Raw genomic sequence first — 19119 nt, 5'->3', positions numbered from 1 at the left:
AGGCAGCCTGAAAACGCCTTGGTGCGTTTGTTGTCACGCAAAGGCAGCCTGAAACCTGCCGTTTTCGCTTTTCAGGCTGCCCAAATGCTATAATCGCCGCCCTTTCAAGCCATACGAGAAAAACACAAACCATGTGGTTCAAACAACTCAATTTCTACCCCATCAATCTTGAAACCCTGCCCGATTTAGACACGCTCACCGCCAAACTCAGCGAAGCCGAATTCGCCCCGATTACAGGGCTGGATTGGTTTAGCGAAGGCTTTGCCGCGCCGCACGGTTTCAGCCCCGAGCTGGTATTCCCTGCCGATTTCACATGGTCTATCGCGCTGAAAAAAGCCGAAAAAGTGCTGCCCGCCAGCGTGATTCGCGAAATTTTGGACGACAAAGTCGCCGAAATCCAAAACGCCGAAGCCCGCAGCGTGGGGCGTAAAGAAAAACAGGAACTCAAAGAGCAAATCACCGACGACCTGCTCCCCCGCGCGTTCACCCGCAGCAGCCGCATCCAAGCCGTTTGCGACACCAAACACGGCTATTTGCTGATTAACAACGCCAATGCCAACAAAGCCGAAAACCTGCTCGCCAAGCTGCGCGAAGCACTCGGCGGCTTGGAAGCGCGCCTGCCGCAAACCCAACAATCCCCCGGCAGCCTGATGACCGAATGGCTGCTGCAAGGCGCGTGCCAAGGCGGCTTTGAGCTGGACGACAATTGCGAAATCAAAGGCAGCGGCGATGTCGCCCCCGTGATTAAAATCGCCAAGCAAGATTTAACCGCGCCCGAAGTGGTGCAGCATTTAAAAGACGGCAAAACCGTAACCCAGCTGGGCTTGGTGTGGCGCGAGCAAATCGCCTTTGTGCTGGATGCCAACTTTGCCCTTAAACGCATTCAATATTTGGATGTGTTGCAAGAAGAAGCCGAACAACACGGCGACGATGCCGCCAGCCTTGCTTTCGCCAGCCAAATCCTGATGGCAGAAAGCATTGGCAACATGATTAGCGAGCTGGCGGGCTATTTGGGCGGCTGGCAAAAACAAGGATAATTTTCAGGCTGCCTCATCCATTCCAAATGGCAAAGGCAGCCTGAAAACATTACAATCACGCTTGCTCAATCTTAACGGGATTTCACCGTGAAAACATGAAACAACAGGGCAAGCCAATCCGCATTCAATTTGATAACTGTATGTCTTAACCGCAAAGGATAAAAAATGTCCATCAAATCAGACAAATGGATACGCCGCATGGCAGAACAGCACGGCATGATAGACCCGTTTGAGCCGCGCCAAATCAAAGAAGCCGACGGCAAAAAAATCATCTCCTACGGCACGTCCAGCTACGGCTACGACATCCGCTGCGCCAACGAATTCAAAATCTTCACCAACATCAACAGCACCATCGTCGACCCGAAAAACTTTGACCCCAAGAATTTCGTAACCGTGGAAGACGACTGCTGCATCATCCCGCCCAACTCATTCGCCCTCGCGCGCACGGTGGAATATTTCCGCATCCCGCGCAATGTGCTCACCGTGTGCCTCGGCAAATCCACCTACGCCCGCTGCGGCATCATCGTGAACGTAACCCCATTCGAGCCGGAATGGGAAGGCTACGTTACGCTGGAATTTTCCAACACCACCCCGCTGCCCGCCAAAATCTACGCCGGCGAAGGCGTGGCACAGGTGCTGTTTTTTGAAAGCGACGAAATGTGCGAAACCTCGTACAAAGACCGCAACGGCAAATACATGGGGCAAACGGGCGTTACCTTGCCCAAGGCGTGATGCGCTTGCGTTGAGGCAGGCTGAAAACCATTTTTCGCTTCGTTCATCCGTTTTCAGGCTGCCTCAGCTTCGCCACCCCATCCACCTGTTAAAGGCAGCCTGAAACCATGCCACAGCCCAAAGACGCTTACACCGCCCTTATCCAAGCCCTGCGCATTTTCCCCAACGTGGGCGCGAAAACTGCGCAACGCATGGCGCACACCCTGTTGCAACAAAACCGCGACGGCGCAGCCGAACTGCTTGCCGCCTTAGAACGCGCCTTGCAACAAGTTGCCAACTGCCGCCAATGCAACACCTTTTGCGAGGGCGATGAATGCCCCATCTGCGCCGATGAAAAACGCGACCCCACGCGCCTAATGATTGTGCACATGCCCGCCGATGTTGCCGCGATGGAAGCCGCCCATTGCCACGACGGCTTGTATTTTGTGCTGATGGGCAGCGTGAACCCCACGCAAAATATGGATTTAAGCCATGTTGCGCTGGAAAAACTGATAGAACGCTTGGCAAACAGCCCCGTGCAAGAAATCATCATCGCCACCTCGTTCACCGCCGAAGGCGATGCCACCGCTTATGTGCTCACCGAGTTGCTCAAAGAACAACCCTATAAAATCAGCCGCTTGGCACGCGGTATGCCGCTGGGCAGCGAGCTGGAATATGTGGACGCAGGCACGCTCGCCCAAGCCGTGTACGAACGGCAACTGCTGCAAGAAAAAAAGGACACCCCATGCTAGCTTGGCTGCTCGCCCTCATCATCCCGTTTGTGCTGCCGCTGCTGGATACCCCCGTTGTCCACGCCCCAAGCAGCCGCCCCACCCTTTTTCAGGCTGCCTCCGCCTCCACGCCCGTTGTGCTGGAACAAGCACAAACGCAGCCTGAAACGCCGCAATGGATACTGCGCGACAAAGCCGTCCTGCGCGCCGCCCAGCAAGCGCTCACCCAACTGCCCGAGCTGCAAGGCACGCCCATCCAAATCTACGAACAAATCAACTTTTTTGACGGCACGCGCCCCCGCATAGAAATTGACCTGCAAGACCCCAAGCAGCCTGAAAACGTCTTGTACTACACCTATGAAAACGGCAAATGGACGCCCACCCCCGTCGGCACCGACCCCGAGCCCAATAAAAACCCCGCCGGCCATCTCGTACCCCTCGCCCAAACAGACTTCGCCCAAGCCGCCGACATCGCCCAAGCGTGGCAGCAAAAAGCCCAAAGCGTGAACGCCGTAGAAACCCAAGCCTACCACGTCGCCCTCGTCTGGCTGCCCAAACAGCAAAAGCTCATGTGGCACACCGCCCAAATCGATGCCGACGGTGCACGCTATTATCTAAGTTTCCATGCAGACGGCAGCGTGTGGGAATTTAAAAAATTCTAGCCCAGCCTTTTTTATTACCCCAAAGGCAGCCTGAAAACGAGCGAAGCCTGTTTTAGCGAAGCCAAAACAGGTAAACAAGTTCCGGCAAAGCCAAAACAAGTAAACAAGTTTCAGCGAAGCCAAAACCATTCCCCCTAATCGCCAGCCCCCCGTTTTCAGGCTGCCTCACCATCCACACCATCCATTACACCATGACCACCGCCTCCCCCCGCCAGCAACACCTTGCCCACCTGCAAAAGCAGCTCGGCTACACCTTCAAAAACCCCGCCCTGTTGCAACAAGCCCTCACCCACCGCAGCTACCACGCGCAAAACAACGAACGCTTGGAATTCATCGGCGACAGCATCCTAGACTACGCCATCGCCAAAATGCTCTACCACGCCTTCCCCAAGCTCCCCGAAGGCCGTCTCTCGCCCCTGCGCGCCCAGCTCGTCAAAGAAGCCACCCTCGCCGAAATCGCCCGCGAACTGCACATTGGCAACGCCCTATACCTCGGCACGGGCGAACTCAAAAGCGGCGGCAACGACCGCCCCTCCATCCTCGCCGATGCCGTAGAAGCCCTGCTCGCCGCCATCAGCTTTGATGCCGACTTCGCCACCGCCGAAGCCGCCGTGCAACGCCTGTTCGCCCACCGCATCCAACAACTCAACACCCACACCCAAGCCAAAGACCCCAAAACCCAACTGCAAGAAATGCTGCAAGCCAAACACCTCCCCCTGCCCAAATACCGCATAGAAAAACAAACAGGCGAAGGCAACACCGCCCTATTTGACGTATCCTGCGATCTCGGGCAACTCGGCAAAATCACCTACGCCCAAGCCCACAGCCGCCGCGCCGCCGAGCAAGATTGCGCCCAACAAGCCATCCAATGGCTCAACCAACAATCCCACTTTCGTAAGCCCAAAAAATGACCACACCCCTCCTACTCGGCGCAATCATCGGCGGCGCATTCGGCGGCAGCTTCTTCCTATTTTGCCTGTGGCTCAACGCCAAAGATGCCCAACGCCGCTACCCCGAACTGCGCATCCCCGTTCCCGCCAACGCCCAAAACGACCCCCTCTTTCACATCTGGTGCGATGCCGGCCACTATCAACAACAGCCCGACGGCAGCTACCAAAGCACGCGGCGCGGCATCCTCGCCAACACAGGCGAAATCCACTTTGAACACAACGAAATGCTGGTGTACGAAGTCATCGACATCGGCTTTGCCCGCCGCCGTTTCGCCCTCAACGCCCCCGTTGTGCTTGCACGCGCCATCCGCCAACGCAAAGTGCGCCAGCTCAACAAATTGCTTAAACATTGGCAAATTGCGCCGCTGGATGATACGTTTTGATGACAGATGTTAAATGGCAGCCACCCCGTATGCATATCAACACGAATACGGGGTTTTTGTTTTCAGGCTGCCTAAACATCACGCATAAAGGCAGCCTGAAAACATTGCAGAATCTGTTTTCAGGCTGCCTTATCTTTCTCCACAACCAAGGCAGCCTGAAAAACTCCACACCATCATCCCCCATTTTCAGGCTGCCTCCCTTCACTCAATCCACCCTGCTCCAAACAAATGTTTCCAAATCTTCACAAAATGCATGATTTAGCACAAAATTTGCTTACATCACTTAACAGAATCAAGGGAAATGGGATATAGTGCCATTTACAAGCCCAGCTCCGTTTTATTCGCCATAAAACATCCTACAACCCATCATGCCGTCGCGCATTTTTTGGCAGTTTGTGCAGCACCATCAGCCAAAAATAGACTTCCTGCGAAACAGGGAACATCATGTTTTCACAGAAAGCCCATCTCAACGGCATTCTTAAAGGAAGAAACTGTTATGCAGAAAAAAACGCTTACCACGCTGCTCATGCTCGCCCTGCTTACCGCGTGCAACAACGATGTCGCCGAGCGGCGCAAACCTGGCTATGGCGAAGCGTCCGCGCCCATTAGCCAAGAAGTCAAAATCACCGTCAATTCCGTGGATAAGCCCGATAGCTTGGAGTTCCAAAAGCTGATGAATGCAGGCGTGCTCGCCGCAGGCAAAGACTATCCCACCGTCAAACTCAAAATAGAACAAGCCCCCAACCAAGACGCGCAAATCCAACAAATTGGGCAATCGGCTGCCGATGCCAAAGCCATCGTGCTCAATATTGCCAACAACCAAGCCGTTATCCCGTTGATGAAAGACCTATGCGCCAAAAAAATCCCCGTGGTGTTTTTTGGTGCATCGCCCGACAAACGCGCCCTTGCCGATTGCCCGCTGGATTACGACTTGCGCGGCGATGATATGACCGCAGGCGTGGTGCAAGGCTTGCTGGTTGCCCAAGCGTTTAAAGACAACCCCGCCATGGATAAAAACGGCGATGGCACCATTCAATACGCCTTTATGAAAGCCACGCAAGGCACAGAATTTACTCGCGACCGCTCCGACTGGGCGGTTGCCACCATGTCTAGCTACCCCGAGTTAGCCCGCCCCGTGAGCGAAGTTATGGTTTCCTACGCCAACTTTGACCCCGCGCTGGGCTTGAAAAACTTAGAAGCATGGCTGGCAAATCCCAACTTTTCCAAAGTGGAAGTCATCTTAACCAACAACGACGACACCGCCATCGCCATCGCCAACGAACTCAAAAAACGTGGCATCAACATCCCTGTTTACGGCTCGGACGGCGGCGAAGTGGGTTTACGCGCCGTGAAATCAGGCTTGCTGGCAGGCACAGCACGCGGCGACTACCAACAATGGGCGCATGATGCCGTGCGCGTTGCCGCCAATTTGGGCTTAGGCAAACCGCCGCTGGAAGGCTTGCCTACATCGTATCGTATGGAAGAGCGCACCATTTATCCGCCGTTTGTGGGGATTAGCGCGAAAAACGTCGATGAATTCTTAAAATAAGGATAAAGCCATGAGTAATCCAAACAACGCCGCGCCCAGCACAGCAGCCAAAAAAGAAGCCAAAAAAGGCTTGCGCCGTTATACCTCTTTGATTGCCATGATTGTTTTGTTCTTGGTGTTCACTGTGGCGACATTGGCGTTTAGTGCTTGGGTAACGGTACAACAAACGCAAACAGGTAAAGAACTGGTGGTGGTTACCCGCCAAGGTCGGTTGGTGGCGCAATTTGCCCGCGCCGCGTTTAACTTTAAAACCTATGTGGACGACTACGAAAAAGAAAAAGGCTTGCAGCCTGTTGCTGCGCCCGCAGCCAGCGAGCCTGCTGTGGCGGTTGGCGAGCCTGCCGAAACCGTAGGCAAACCCCAAGCCGAAGCCAATACCGATTTTCAGGCTGCCTCAGCCCCTGCGGTGATTGAGCAACCCACCGTTACCACTTATGTGGACATCAACCAGTTGCCGCAAGAAGCCATCCAAGCGATTAAAGACTTGAAAACTTCGCGCGACCAGTTTGATGAGACACTAGAAGCGTTTGAAAAGGGCAAAACCATTCATTTGACTTATGAAGACGTAAATGTGCGCCCGCTTTCCACCAATGTGGAAAAGAAAACCTTGGCGGAAACCATTCGCGTGTGGACGCCATATAAAGGCTTGATTGATACCTTCCTTGCCGAAGTGGACAAAGGCAAGGTGCGTTATGAGTCAATTGACTTTTTGGTGCGCTACACCCGTTTGTATAACGCCACCATGGCATCCACCGAGTTGGACTTCGCGCAAGCCTACCGCGACGTGGCGGAGCTGCGCGGTAAACAATGGCAATATATGCAGTTGGCAGGGATTGTGATGGCGTTCTTGCTCTTCTTGGGCATTGTGTTTGGTGCGTTGCGTTCGCTGTTAGAACACGACAAAGAATTGGACATCGCCCACCAAGAGATGAGCGAAATCATGGCATCTGTAAACGAAGGCTTATTCTTAGTGGATAAAGACCTTAACATTGGTGGTCAATATTCTCGCCGCTTGGAAGAAATCATTGACCAAAAAGATGTGGGCAACCGTAACTTACTGGAAGTGCTCAGTAAAATCGTGCCGCAAGAAGATTTGGACATCACCCAAACCTTTATTGACCAGCTATACAGCGATTGGGTGGTGGAAGATTTGATTGAAGACTTGAACCCGCTCAACCGAATCAGCTATCAAGTGGAAGACACGGGCGCGCAACGCTTTGTGGATTTCAAATTCTTCCGCGTGTGGGTGGATGGGCAAATTGAACGCATTTTGGTCAGCGCCACCGACACCACCGAATCCGTGATGCTGCAAGCGAGCTTGGATGCGCAAAAAGAACAAGAAGGGCGCGAGCTAGAAATGTTGAACATCATTTTGAACACCAATCCAACCGTGCTCAACAGCTTCATTCAAGGCAGCATGGAGCGGTTGAACGAAATCAACCAAGTGCTCAAAACGCCCGAAACCAAACGCGAAGAGTTGCGCAGCAAGGCGCAATACATCGCCCGCTTGGTGCACTCTATCAAAGGCGAGGCTTCATCTTTGAAACTGACCCGCATGGTGGATATTTGTGAAAACTTTGAAGACGCGCTCAATATCATGAAATCTTCGCCCAACTTAACAGGGCAAGACTTCTTGGGCTTGGTGGTGATGCTAGAAGATTTGTATCGCTTGTTTGACGTGCTCAACACCTATAATGGGCGCATCGGCGGCACAGCCAACGTGCAAATGAGCAGTATGCAGCCTGAAAACACCCCCGAGCAAGAATCGCGTCATCAAGCCGCCGTGCAAACGGATTACCTCAAACAATTCGTTGCCGACATCGCCAAACGCACGCATAAACAAGCGCAGCTTATCGTAAGCGGCTTTGAAAGCAATCCGTTGAGCGATGCGCAATGGGCGAAACTCAAAGACATCGCCATCCAGCTTTTGCGCAATGCCGTGGTGCATGGCATTGAAACGCCCGAAATTCGCCGCCAACGCAACAAACCCGAAATGGGCACATTAAAGCTCACCCTCTCGCAACAAGCCGATGGCAAATTGCTGTTGGTTGCCGAGGATGATGGCAACGGCATCAACTTTGAAGCCATCCGCAACAAAGCCGTTGCGCTGGGCATCGCCAACGCCGAGCAAGCCGCCCAATTTGACCAACGCCAACTGATTAACCTGATGTTTAGCAACGGCTTCTCCACCGCCAGCGAAGAAACAGAAGACGCAGGACGCGGCGTTGGCATGGATATTATTAAAGACACCATCCAAAAAATGGGCGGACGTATAGGCGTATCCACCGCAGCCGAAGGCTACACCCGATTCAGCCTCTATTTCCCCAAAGTATCCTAAATACAAGGAAAAAGTATGTATAAACTGATGATTGTGGACGATTCCGTCATTATCCGAAACCGCATTGAACGCAGCCTAAGCAGCCTGCAACTGGAAATTGTTGCCACCGCATCCAATGGCGATGAAGCCGTGCGCCTGTTTAAAGAACACCAGCCCGACCTCATCACCATGGATTTAACCATGCCCCAAATGGACGGCTTGGAATGCATCAAACGCATCCGCGACATGAGCAAAGAAACCAGCATTTTGGTTATCTCCGCGCTATCCGACCGCCAAACAGGCTTAAAAGCCCTGCAATACGGCGCACGCGGCTTTATCTGCAAACCGTTTACCGATGAGCAACTGGTGCTGGCACTTAGCAAACTCATTGCCAACAAACAACGCGGATAACTTTGATTAACCATCACACAGCTCTTTGATGCGTTCAAAGAGCTGTTTCTTGTGTATTTTGCATTTAGAGACAGCCTGAAAACCCTTTTCCTATTTTCAGGCTGCCTTTTCAGGTAGCATCAAAGGCAGCCTGAAATATAGTCGTTCCAATTTGAAAATATACAAGGCGGCGAGCCGCAGATAGTACAAGTAGTACAGCAAGGCGAGCCAACGCCGTAGATTTTTAAATTGGGACGACTATACCAACGCAGTAGAGTGTGCAGCTTGGCTGTGCACGCAGTTTGAGGCAGCCGGAAATACCCATTCCCCCGTTTTCAGGCTGCCTCCCCCGCCCTTCTTTCGCCACAAGAAAAACTACCTTAACCCCACGCCGCTGGTTTCCTCGCCCGCCATCCCCTATCATGCAACCTTCATTTACCCCCCAACCAAAAGGAAAAACCATGTCCGTCCAAGCCCTGCAACAAGCCGCCGAAAGCCGCCGTTCTATTTATGTGTCAAACAAAGAGCTGCCCATCAGCCAGCAAGAAGTCGCCCAAATCGTTGAACACGCCATCAAGCACACCCCATCCGCGTTCAATTCACAATCCACCCGCATCGTCGTGCTCTTTGGCGCGGAACACGAAAAAGTATGGGACATCACCGCCGGCGAACTGCGCAAAATCGTTCCCGCCGACAAATTCGAACCCACCGCCAACAAGCTCAATATGTTCAAAGCCGCCGCGGGCACCGTGCTCTTCTTTGAAGACCAAACCGTTGTGCAAGGCTTGCAAGCGCAATTCCCCGCCTATGCCGCCAACTTCCCCATCTGGTCGGAACACACCAACGGCATGCACCAATACGCCATTTGGACGACTTTGGCAGCCGCCCGAATCGGCGCAAACCTGCAACACTACAACCCGATAATCGATGCCGAAATTGCCAAAACATGGAACATCCCCGCCGCGTGGACGCTGCGCGCCCAGCTCGTATTCGGCGGCATCGCAGCCCCTGCGGGCGAAAAAGAATTCCAGCCCGTTGAAGAGCGCCTAAAAGTATTCGGCTTATAATTCAAACCGCTACCATAAAACCAAGGCAGCCTGAAAATGCCCATCCCGTTTTCAGGCTGCCTTTTTGTGCTTGGGCTTATCCGTTGGCAATCTTTGCTTCACAACGGCAGTCTGAAAAGCCGTCAGGCAAATTGGGCGGCAAACCATCGCCGTGCCGTGAACCGCCGTTGCCCGCCCGCATTTTCAGGCTGCCTTTTATGCTAAAATCGCGCGTTTTCCATTTTCCCCAAAAATCATTTATTTAAGGACCAACCCATGAGCTTAAAATGCGGCATCGTCGGCCTGCCCAACGTCGGCAAATCCACCTTATTCAACGCCTTAACCCAATCGGGCATTGAAGCGGCCAACTATCCTTTCTGCACCATCGAGCCCAACGTCGGCATCGTGGAAGTACCCGACCCGCGCATGGACGCGCTGGCGAAAATCGTCAATCCGCAGCGGATGCAGCCGGCGATTGTGGAATTTGTGGACATCGCGGGCTTGGTGGCGGGCGCGAGCAAGGGCGAAGGCTTGGGCAACCAGTTTCTCGCCAATATCCGCGAAACCGACGCGATTGTGAACGTGGTGCGCTGTTTTGACGACGACAACATCGTGCACGTGGCGGGCAAGGTAGACCCGATTGCCGACATTGAAACCATCGGCACCGAGCTTGCGCTGGCGGATTTGGCGAGCGTGGAAAAAGCGATGCTGCGCGAGGGCAAAAAAGCCAAATCGGGCGACAAAGACGCGCAAAAACTGGTTGCCCTGTGCGAAAAACTGCTGCCGCATTTAAACGAAGGCAAGCCCGTGCGCTCGCTGGGCTTGGACGCGGAAAGCCTAGCCCTGCTTAAACCCTTGTTTTTATTAACCGCCAAGCCCGCGATGTATGTGGGCAACGTGGCGGAAGACGGCTTTGAAAACAACCCGCATCTTGACCGGCTGCGCGAACTCGCCGCCAAGGAAAACGCGCCCGTGGTTGCCGTGTGCGCCGCGCTGGAAAGCGAAATCGCCGAGTTGGCAGACGATGAAAAAGCCGAGTTTCTCGCCGAAATGGGCTTGGCAGAGCCGGGCTTAAACCGCTTGATTCGCGCGGGCTACGATTTGCTCGGCTTGCAAACTTACTTTACCGCTGGCGTAAAAGAAGTGCGCGCGTGGACAATCCACAAAGGCGACACCGCGCCGCAAGCCGCTGGCGTTATCCACACCGATTTTGAACGCGGCTTCATCCGCGCCCAAGTGATTGCGTATGACGACTTTATCGCGCTGGGCGGCGAAGCCAAAGCCAAAGAAGCGGGCAAAATGCGCGCCGAGGGCAAGGAATACATTGTGCAAGATGGCGATGTGATTCATTTCTTGTTTAATGTGTGATGGCTAAGGCAGCCTGAAAACGGCCAATCCCCGTTTCAGGCTGCCTTATTCGTTGCGCGGCGTTATCCAAGTGCAACCATCAAGCCAATGCTTAACCTGCATCAAACACCGTCAACACAGTTTCACAACCCTGAACCATATCAATTGTTGCGCAATGGGTTTATGTTAGTATTCAGCCCATTAAAAAAGCGGGCGCAATCCGCATTCCTCAATCACTTTCGCAAAGGACAATCATGCACGCTTCTATTCAAACCGCCAGCCCGCCGCGCGGCGGCAACAATCTTGCGCTGTCGGTGGTGGGTGCGCTGTTTTTCATGCTGGGCTTCATCACCTGCTTAAACGACATCCTTATCCCGCATCTGAAAGCAATTTTCAACCTGAACTACACCCAAGCCATGCTGGTGCAGTTTTGCTTCTTTACCGCCTATGCCGTGATGTCCGTCCCCATGAGCAAACTGGTGGAAAAAATGGGCTACAAAGCGGGCATCATCGGCGGTTTTTTAATTGCCGCCTTGGGCTGCATTCTGTTTTACCCCGCGGCGGCAAGCGCGTCTTATCCCATTTTCTTGGGCGCGCTGTTTATTTTGGCTTCGGGGATTGTGCTGCTGCAAGTGGCGGGCAACCCCTATGTAACGCTGCTTGCGCCCAAAGGCAAAGAATCGGTGATGCTCACGCTAATCCAAGCGTTTAACTCGTTGGCAACCACCGTTGCGCCGCCCATTGGCGCTGCCTTGATTTTTGTGGATGCCACCGCTAGCCAAGCCGAGCGCATTTCGTCCGTGCAAATGCCCTATCTGGGCTTGGCGGGATTTATGATTTTGCTCTCGGTGTTGATTGGCTTGATTAAATTGCCCGATGCGCGCCAAATCGCCGCCGAACAAACCGAATCCAGCCACGACGGCAAAAGCAGCGTGTGGCAATACAAACACATGGTGTTAGGCACAATTGGGATTTTCTGCTATGTGGGCGCGGAAGTTGCCATCGGCTCGCTGATGGTGAACGCGCTGGAACACACCGCAGGGTTAAGCCACGACAAAGCCGCAGGCTATTTGTCGGTTTACTGGGGCGGCGCAATGGTGGGGCGTTTTATCGGCGCAGGCTTGATGAACAAAATCGCGCCCAATAAATATTTGGCGTTCAACGCTTCTATGGCGGTGGGCTTGTTGCTACTGGCGATTGCGGCGGGCGGCGGCGCAGTAACCCAATGGGCGCTGCTGCTGATTGGATTTTTCAATTCCATTATGTTCCCAACTATTTTCTCGCTGGGCACCAAAGGCTTGGGCAAGTTTACGGGCGCGGCTTCGGGCATCATTTCCACCGCCATTGTGGGCGGCGCGCTGGTTCCCGTGTTGCAAGGCTTCGTAATTGACCATGTGGGCTTGATGATTTCGTATGTTATCCCTGCCGTTTGCTATGTTTACATCGTCTTTTTCGCCACCCGCGGCTATAAGGCGGACGAAAAACCGGCGTGATTCATCCAACTGCGTTTCTTATTGCGAGAAGCGCAGTTTTGTGTTTTCAGGCTGCCTGTGTGTAGCCGATATTGAGGCAGCCTGAAACGCCGCCCAAGCAACTGCCCAAAAATTAAGCAATTTAATTTTCCCCTTATTTTTTAACCCCCTACCCAACTTATCCCCAAGCTATAAACACATTTAGCCAGCATGCAAGTGGGTTATTCACACGGAAGAACACCATGCCCAAAATCACCGCGTTTGGCGAAATCTTATGGGACAACCTGCCCACCGGCAAAGTGCTCGGCGGCGCGCCCGTCAATCTGCTCACCCACCTTGCCGCGCTGGGCGCGGATTGCAGCGTCATCAGCCGCTGCGGCAACGATGCCGACGGCGCAGCCCTGCGCGAAGCCATCCGGTGCAAACACGTTGCCATCGATTTCATCCAAACCGACCCCCAACTCGCCACCAGCCAAGTGCTGGTGCAACTGAACGACGAAGGCTGTGCCCACTACGACATTGTTTACCCCTGCGCGTGGGACAAAATCCAAGCCAACGAAGCCGCCAAATCCCGCGTAGCGCAATCGGACGTGTTCATTTTCGGCAGCCTGTCCGTGCGCGATGCGGTATCACGCCAAGCCCTCGCCGAGCTGCTGCCGCACGCATCCTTCAAAATTTTTGACGTGAACCTGCGCCCGCCGCACTACCGGCTTGCCGACCTGCGCGACATGATGCGGCAAGCCGATTTCATCAAGCTCAACGACGACGAACTGCATGAAATCGCCACCGCGCTGGGCTCGCCCTACCGCAGCATAGAGCAAAACATCCGCTTCATCGCCGAGCATACACACACGCGCCAAATCTGCGTTACGCTGGGCAAGCACGGCGCATTGTATTTTTGCGACGGCGAACTGTTCGCCCACTACGGCTACCGCGTAACCGTTGCCGACACCGTGGGCGCGGGCGACAGCTTTTTGGCGGGCTTCATTCACCAATATTTGCAGCGCAAACCGCCGCAGGAAATCCTAGCCTTCGCTTGCGCGCTCGGTTCGCTGGTGGCTTCGCGGCACGGCGCAACGCCCGAGGTTTCGTTGGCCGAGATTGAAGCGATGATGAACCCGCAATAAACAAAAGGCAGCCTGAAAACGGGTGTTTCCCATTTTCAGGCTGCCTTTCCTATTATTCAAGCCACTTGCGTTTGATGCTCATCGCCTTGGCGCGTGCGGATGGCACCGATGCGGTACACCGTTTCCCCCTGCTCGCGCAACAGCTGCTCCGCCCGCTCCGCGTTTTCGGGCGACACAATCAGCACCATGCCGATGCCGCAGTTAAACGTGCGGTACATTTCATCGGCGGCGACATTGCCCGCCTGTTGCAGCCATTGGAACAACTTGGGCAGTTGCCATGCTTGCGCGTCGATTTGCGCCACGCAGTTTTCAGGCAGCACGCGCGGCACGTTTTCGGTGATGCCGCCGCCCGTGATGTGCGCCATGCCTTTAACCGGCAATTGTTCCAGCAGTGCCAGCACAGGCTTCACATACAGCCGCGTGGGCGCGATGACGGCTTGGCGCAGCGTGGTGTCGCCGTCAAAGGGCGCGTCCAAATCGGGGCGGGCGCGTTCGATGATTTTGCGGATGAGCGAATAGCCGTTGGAATGCGCGCCGTTGCTCGCCAAGCCGAGCACGATGTCGCCCGCGGCGATGCTGCGCCCGTTAATCACGCGCTCTTTTTCCACCACGCCCACGGCAAAGCCCGCCAAATCGTATTCGCCCTCGGGATACATGCCGGGCATTTCCGCCGTTTCGCCGCCGATGAGGGCGCAGCCTGATTGCTCGCAGCCGACCGCAATGCCTTTGATGACATCGGTGGCGCGGGCGACGTCTAGCTTGCCGCAGGCGAAATAGTCTAGGAAAAACAAGGGTTCTGCGCCTTGCACTAAGATGTCGTTCACGCTCATGGCAACCAAATCAATGCCCACGGTGTCGTGTTTGTCCCATTCAAACGCGAGTTTGAGTTTGGTGCCCACGCCGTCTGTGCCGCTCACCAGCACGGGGTTGCGGTATTTTTTGCCGATTTCCACCAACGCGCCGAAGCCGCCCAAGCCGCCCAACACTTCGGGGCGCATGGTGCGTTTGGCAAAGGGTTTGATGTTTTCTACAAGTTGGTCGCCTGCGTCAATATCTACGCCTGCATCGCGGTAGCTTAGGGAGGTTTGGGTCATGGTGGGGCTTTCGTGAGAAGGGTTGGGAAAAGGGTTTCAGGCTGCCTGAAACGGCTGCCGAAGCGGAATTTTACGCAAGTTTACAGGGGTTGTATATGCGGGGGGCGGATGAGGCAGCCTGAAAATAGCGTAATTCAAAATAGGAAGTAAGGTGTTATGGAATGGCTATGGTTTATCGCAAAAAATAGTGCATTGGGTGGGGCTTCGCGGATTGCCACGATGTCGGCGAGCCGCCGACGCTCCATTGCTATGATGGTGAATTTTGCTGTTTCAGGCTGCCTTTGGTGAGCACAAGCAAGCGGGATTGAGTGAAGTCCGCGCATCACCAAAGGCAACCTGAAAATGCGTTTACCCCTCCGCTGTAAACAAACTCCGCCCCATCAACCAACCCTCTCATCCCTCTTTCAAAAACATCCCCAACGCGCTGTTGCGGTGTTCGTTGTGGGCGCAGGCAGCCTGAAAACCGGCTTCGTCGCCCCAATACACAAATTGCTGTTTGGCGCGGGTGATGGCGGTGTAGAGCAAGGCGCGGCTGTATGGGGCTTGCGCGGGGGCGGCAAACCACACTTGCTCGTATTCCGAGCCTTGGCTTTTGTGGGTGGTGATGGCGTAGGCGGTTTCGTGTTCGGGCAGGCGGCTGAGCGGGATGCTGCGGTAGCCGCTGCCGTTTGCGCTTTCGCTGGGGAAGCAGGCGCGCAGGTCGTTGCCGTCGTTTTCAGGCTGCATGATGATGCCGATGTCGCCGTTGTAGAGCTGTTGGCTGGGGGCGTTGCGGGTAATCATGATGATTTGCCCCGCATACCACGGCGATTGGGGGCGGGTGTGCCCGTGTTGTTGCAGCAGGGTGCGGTAAAGGTTGTTGATGTGCTCGGCATCGTGGCGCAGCGCGGTGAGCACAATTAGGCGGCTTTGTTCGGCGAAGGCGGCGGCGAGATTGCCTGCGCGGATGGCTTGCCAATAGGCGGTATGGTGTTGATAAAGCTGGGCAACGAGCGCGGCGAGGTTGCGCGGCTGGGCGAAAAGTTCGTTGGGATGCTCGGCGATGGCGTGCCACGCGCTTGCGCTGCCTTGTTGCACGGCGCGGGCGAGGTTGCCGATGCCGCTTTGGGCGTGGAAACGGTGGCTGATGGTGAGCCGCGCGTGTTGTTCGGCAAGCGTGGGAAAGTGTTCCACATCGGGCAGCAGTTGGCGCAGCGCGGTGGTGGTTTCAGGCTGCATCTGGTGATTGTGGCTCAGCGCATCCAGCACCGCGCCCGCGCCAACAGATGGCAGTTGGTCGGCATCGCCCAGCAAAATCACGCGGCAATGGCTGGGCAGCGCGGCGAGCAGTTGATACAGCAGGTGGTTGTCCATCATCGAGGCTTCGTCAATCAACACGCAATCCAGCGGCAGCGGGTTGTGGGCGTGGTATTCAGGCTGCATTTGCGGCGGCTTTAAGCCCAGCAGGCGGTGCACGGTTTGCCCTGTGAGGCTGGCGAGGTAGCGTTGCGCCTCGGCATCCAAATCGGGGATGGCGGCGCTGGCGCGGTGCAGCGATTCGGTTAGGCGGGCAGCGGCTTTGCCCGTGGGCGCGACAAGGGCGGTGCGCGGCGCAGGCTGGCGGTGCAGCAGGGCGAGCAGCTTGGCAACGGTGGTGGTTTTGCCTGTACCCGGCCCGCCGCTAATCAGCACGAAATTTTTCAGCAGGGCAAGCGCGGCGGCGGCACGTTGGTCGCGGCTGGTGTCGTCGGCAAACCAGTTGGCAAGCAATTCGGCTAGGGGTTTTTCAGGCTGCCTTGGCGTGTGCGCGGAGAGGCGTTGGATTTCGGCGGCGAGCTGTTTTTCCAGATGCCAGTATTTGGCGATGAACAGCCGCCTGCCGTGCAACACAACGGGGCTGCTGGCATCACTGCCCACCAGCGGCGCGGCTTGGGCGAGCGCGTCGGCTTCCGCTTGGCTGATGTAGATAAACGTGTTGCCATGCAACAGCGCGGCAAACAGGCGCTCCACAAACGGCGCAACGGTTTCGGCGGCGGCAGGCGCGATGTGCGCGAACAGGCGGTTCACGGATTGGGCGGCGGGGATGGAATCAGTGTCGGGGATGTCGGTGATGTTCATAATTTTAGATAAGATAGGCAGCCTGAAAACGAAAGGGCGAAGTGCCGTTTTCAGGCTGCCTGATGCGCGGTGCTTGCCCTGCCAAGGCAGCCTGAAATGAAATTCAGCGTAGCGAAAACAAAAAACACCGCCATTTTAGCGGTGTTTTCGGAAAGGCTTATTTTTTCAACGAATCGCGGATTTCGCGCAGCAGCAACACTTCTTCGCTCGGCTCGGCGGGCGCTTCTTCAACCGCCTCGGGCGCTTTTTTCAGCGTGTTGATGGCTTTCACCACCACAAAAATCGCCGTTGCCACAATCAAAAAGCTGATGATGGTGTTGATAAACGAACCCACATTCATGGTCACCGCGCCATCGGCTTTGGCGGCGGCAAGCGTGGCGTATTCCATGCCTGCGGTTTTGCCGTGTTTGAGCGTGAGGAACAGGTTGGAAAAATCGATGCCGCCCAACACAATCCCAATCGGCGGCATAATCACGTCGTCCACCAGCGATTTCACAATCCCGGAAAACGCGGTGCCGACCACCATACCGACTGCCAAGTCGATAACGTTGCCGCGCATGATAAAGTCTTTGAATTCTTGTTTAATTGACATTTGAAATTTCCTCTCAGCAAGGTTGTAAAGCGCGGCATGATACTGATTTTCTTGAAAATGGGAATTTTTAAAATACTATTGCCGTGTATTTTTTTATTGCATTTGACTATTTAAAGGCAGCCTGAAAACGGATTTCCCGTTTCAGGCTGCCTTTAAAAGCGGCTGATTACTTAGCCAGTTTGCTGATGGCAAATCCCACCGCAAAGCCCACCAGCGCGGGCAACAACCAGCCCAAGCCAGAGCCATACAGCGGCAGATTTGCGTTGAAAAACGCATCCAAATTGCTCACAAAATCCGATTTCATCTCCATAAAACTTTCAAATGTTTTCCAGCCGTCAAACAGCGCCATCACGCCTGTTGCCAGCATGGTGGTGATGTAAACCACGCGCTTGCCACCAAAGAGCGGATGCAAAAACGCCAGAATAATAATCGCCATGGTGAGCGGATAAAGCAGCATCAACGCAGGAATGGATAATTTGATGATCTCTTTTAGCCCGAAGTTGGCAAAGCCAAACGACACCAGCGTAAAAATCACCACCCATTTGTGATACGAAAGCTGCGGCATCAGGCGGTTAAAGTATTCGCCGCAAGCGGTAATCAAGCCCACCGATGTGGACAAACACGCCAGCAACACAATCACCGCCAGCAAAACCTTGCCGCCCAAGCCAAAGTAAAACTCTGCGCTTTTAGACAACACGCTCGCGCCGTTTTCTTGCATGCCCAAGCCAGCCACGCTGGTTGCGCCCATGTAGGCGATGAAAATGTACACCAGCGCCAAGCAGCCCGCTGCCACCAAGCCTGCGCGCGTGGTCAGGCTTAAAACGTGCTTGGTATCGGTAACGCCCATGCTGCGAATCGCGTCAATCACAATGATGGCGAACACCAGCGAAGCCAGCGCATCCATGGTGCCGTAGCCCTCGATGATGCCTTTGGTGAACGCGCCCGCCTGATAGGCTTCGGCAGGCGTTTGCAACGCGCCCATCGGTTTCGCCGCGGCGGTCAGCACCAACACCGCAATCGCCAGCAGCAAAGCCGGGGTTAAGATTTTGCCAATCCGATCCACCAGTTTGCCGGGGGAAATCGAAAGCCAATACGACAAACCAAAAAACACCGCCGCAAAAACCGCCAAGCTGATTTGTTTGGCGCTTTCAGACACATCGCCCAAAAAGGGCACCACGCCGATTTCAAACGACACCGTTGCGGTGCGCGGGGTGGCAAAAAGCGGACCAATCGACAAATACAGCAACACCGAAAACGCCACGCCATACCACGGCGCAACACGCGAAGCCAAATCCTGCACATCGCGCGAGCCAGAATAGCCAATCGCAATCACGCCCAGCAGGGGCAAGCCCACGCCGGTAATCAAAAAACCGCTCAGCGCAGGAAACACCGCGCTGCCCGATTGCTGCCCCATCAGGGCAGGGAAAATCAAATTGCCCGCACCAAAAAACAGCGCGAACAGCATCAAACCAGTGGCAACAAATGCCGATTTTTGTGTATTACTCATTTTTATTCATTCTAAAAACAGGGTTATCAAAACAAGAAAAAAGAAAGGCCGCATCACACAGCCTTAACGCAATATAACAGGGTTTTAACAAAAGGCAAACATTTTCG

Annotated in this window: 18 protein-coding genes; 14 read left to right on the top strand and 4 right to left on the bottom strand. The window is 54.7% G+C overall.

What is annotated here, in order from left to right; genetic code table 11:
• The first annotated feature begins 131 nt into the window (after positions 1-131).
• The 14 genes from JDW22_RS01070 to JDW22_RS01005 all read left to right on the top strand — a co-directional run bounded on the left by JDW22_RS01070 (position 132) and on the right by JDW22_RS01005 (position 13722).
• Positions 132-1037 (top strand): recombination-associated protein RdgC, encoded by a 906-nt coding sequence (locus tag JDW22_RS01070; RefSeq protein ID WP_200521047.1) that lies wholly within the window; start codon positions 132-134, stop codon positions 1035-1037.
• Between the two features lie 165 nt (positions 1038-1202).
• Positions 1203-1769 carry a dCTP deaminase gene (dcd, locus tag JDW22_RS01065; protein ID WP_200521045.1) on the top strand — a complete coding sequence of 189 codons (567 nt, stop codon included), beginning with the start codon at positions 1203-1205 and terminating at the stop codon, positions 1767-1769.
• Between the two features lie 107 nt (positions 1770-1876).
• Positions 1877-2500: a recombination mediator RecR gene (gene recR / locus JDW22_RS01060; protein ID WP_200521043.1), complete on the top strand. Its 624-nt coding sequence runs from the start codon at positions 1877-1879 to the stop codon at positions 2498-2500.
• Entirely contained in the window at positions 2494-3141 is a 648-nt protein-coding gene (locus JDW22_RS01055) for a hypothetical protein (RefSeq protein ID WP_200521030.1), read from the top strand. Before recR ends, JDW22_RS01055 begins: the two co-directional genes overlap by 7 nt.
• A 191-nt stretch (positions 3142-3332) precedes the next feature.
• Positions 3333-4052, top strand: a complete 720-nt coding sequence (gene rnc, locus JDW22_RS01050) for a ribonuclease III (RefSeq protein ID WP_200521028.1) — start codon at positions 3333-3335, stop codon at positions 4050-4052.
• Entirely contained in the window at positions 4049-4474 is a 426-nt protein-coding gene (locus JDW22_RS01045; RefSeq protein ID WP_200521027.1) for a hypothetical protein, read from the top strand. Before rnc ends, JDW22_RS01045 begins: the two co-directional genes overlap by 4 nt.
• A gap of 29 nt (positions 4475-4503) precedes the next feature.
• Complete coding sequence (locus tag JDW22_RS01040) at positions 4504-4731, top strand: hypothetical protein (RefSeq protein ID WP_200521025.1); 228 nt, start codon at positions 4504-4506, stop codon at positions 4729-4731.
• A 239-nt stretch (positions 4732-4970) separates the two neighbouring features.
• Complete coding sequence (locus JDW22_RS01035; protein WP_003796209.1) at positions 4971-6023, top strand: substrate-binding domain-containing protein; 1053 nt, start codon at positions 4971-4973, stop codon at positions 6021-6023.
• Positions 6024-6033: 10 nt separating this feature from the next.
• Positions 6034-8361, top strand: coding sequence for an ATP-binding protein (locus tag JDW22_RS01030; protein ID WP_200521023.1), 2328 nt, complete (start codon positions 6034-6036; stop codon positions 8359-8361).
• Between the two features lie 15 nt (positions 8362-8376).
• Positions 8377-8751 carry a response regulator gene (locus JDW22_RS01025; RefSeq protein ID WP_200521014.1) on the top strand — a complete coding sequence of 125 codons (375 nt, stop codon included), beginning with the start codon at positions 8377-8379 and terminating at the stop codon, positions 8749-8751.
• Positions 8752-9191: 440 nt separating this feature from the next.
• Positions 9192-9797 carry a nitroreductase family protein gene (locus JDW22_RS01020; RefSeq protein ID WP_200521012.1) on the top strand — a complete coding sequence of 202 codons (606 nt, stop codon included), beginning with the start codon at positions 9192-9194 and terminating at the stop codon, positions 9795-9797.
• A gap of 255 nt (positions 9798-10052) precedes the next feature.
• Positions 10053-11144 (top strand): redox-regulated ATPase YchF, encoded by a 1092-nt coding sequence (gene ychF, locus JDW22_RS01015; RefSeq protein ID WP_200521011.1) that lies wholly within the window; start codon positions 10053-10055, stop codon positions 11142-11144.
• Between the two features lie 233 nt (positions 11145-11377).
• Positions 11378-12616, top strand: a complete 1239-nt coding sequence (locus tag JDW22_RS01010) for a sugar MFS transporter (RefSeq protein ID WP_235964655.1) — start codon at positions 11378-11380, stop codon at positions 12614-12616.
• Between the two features lie 221 nt (positions 12617-12837).
• Positions 12838-13722 carry a carbohydrate kinase family protein gene (locus JDW22_RS01005; RefSeq protein ID WP_200521009.1) on the top strand — a complete coding sequence of 295 codons (885 nt, stop codon included), beginning with the start codon at positions 12838-12840 and terminating at the stop codon, positions 13720-13722.
• A gap of 56 nt (positions 13723-13778) precedes the next feature.
• Here the strand turns inward: JDW22_RS01005 and purM are convergent, their stop codons facing one another.
• The 4 genes from purM to brnQ form a co-directional block, all read right to left on the bottom strand.
• Positions 13779-14816, bottom strand: a complete 1038-nt coding sequence (gene purM, locus JDW22_RS01000) for a phosphoribosylformylglycinamidine cyclo-ligase (RefSeq protein ID WP_200521007.1) — start codon at positions 14814-14816, stop codon at positions 13779-13781.
• A gap of 393 nt (positions 14817-15209) precedes the next feature.
• Complete coding sequence (gene recD / locus JDW22_RS00995) at positions 15210-16913, bottom strand: exodeoxyribonuclease V subunit alpha (protein ID WP_200521005.1); 1704 nt, start codon at positions 16911-16913, stop codon at positions 15210-15212.
• Between the two features lie 157 nt (positions 16914-17070).
• Positions 17071-17505 (bottom strand): large conductance mechanosensitive channel protein MscL, encoded by a 435-nt coding sequence (mscL, locus tag JDW22_RS00990; RefSeq protein WP_003796234.1) that lies wholly within the window; start codon positions 17503-17505, stop codon positions 17071-17073.
• A 166-nt stretch (positions 17506-17671) separates the two neighbouring features.
• Positions 17672-19012: a branched-chain amino acid transport system II carrier protein gene (gene brnQ, locus JDW22_RS00985; protein ID WP_200521003.1), complete on the bottom strand. Its 1341-nt coding sequence runs from the start codon at positions 19010-19012 to the stop codon at positions 17672-17674.
• Positions 19013-19119 lie beyond the last annotated feature (107 nt).

The sequence above is a fragment of the Kingella bonacorsii genome (assembly GCF_016623605.1).
GTDB lineage: Bacteria > Pseudomonadota > Gammaproteobacteria > Burkholderiales > Neisseriaceae > Kingella_B > Kingella_B oralis.
Note: the sequence above shows the minus strand (reverse complement) of the source record. Positions and strands in the feature narration are given on the sequence as shown.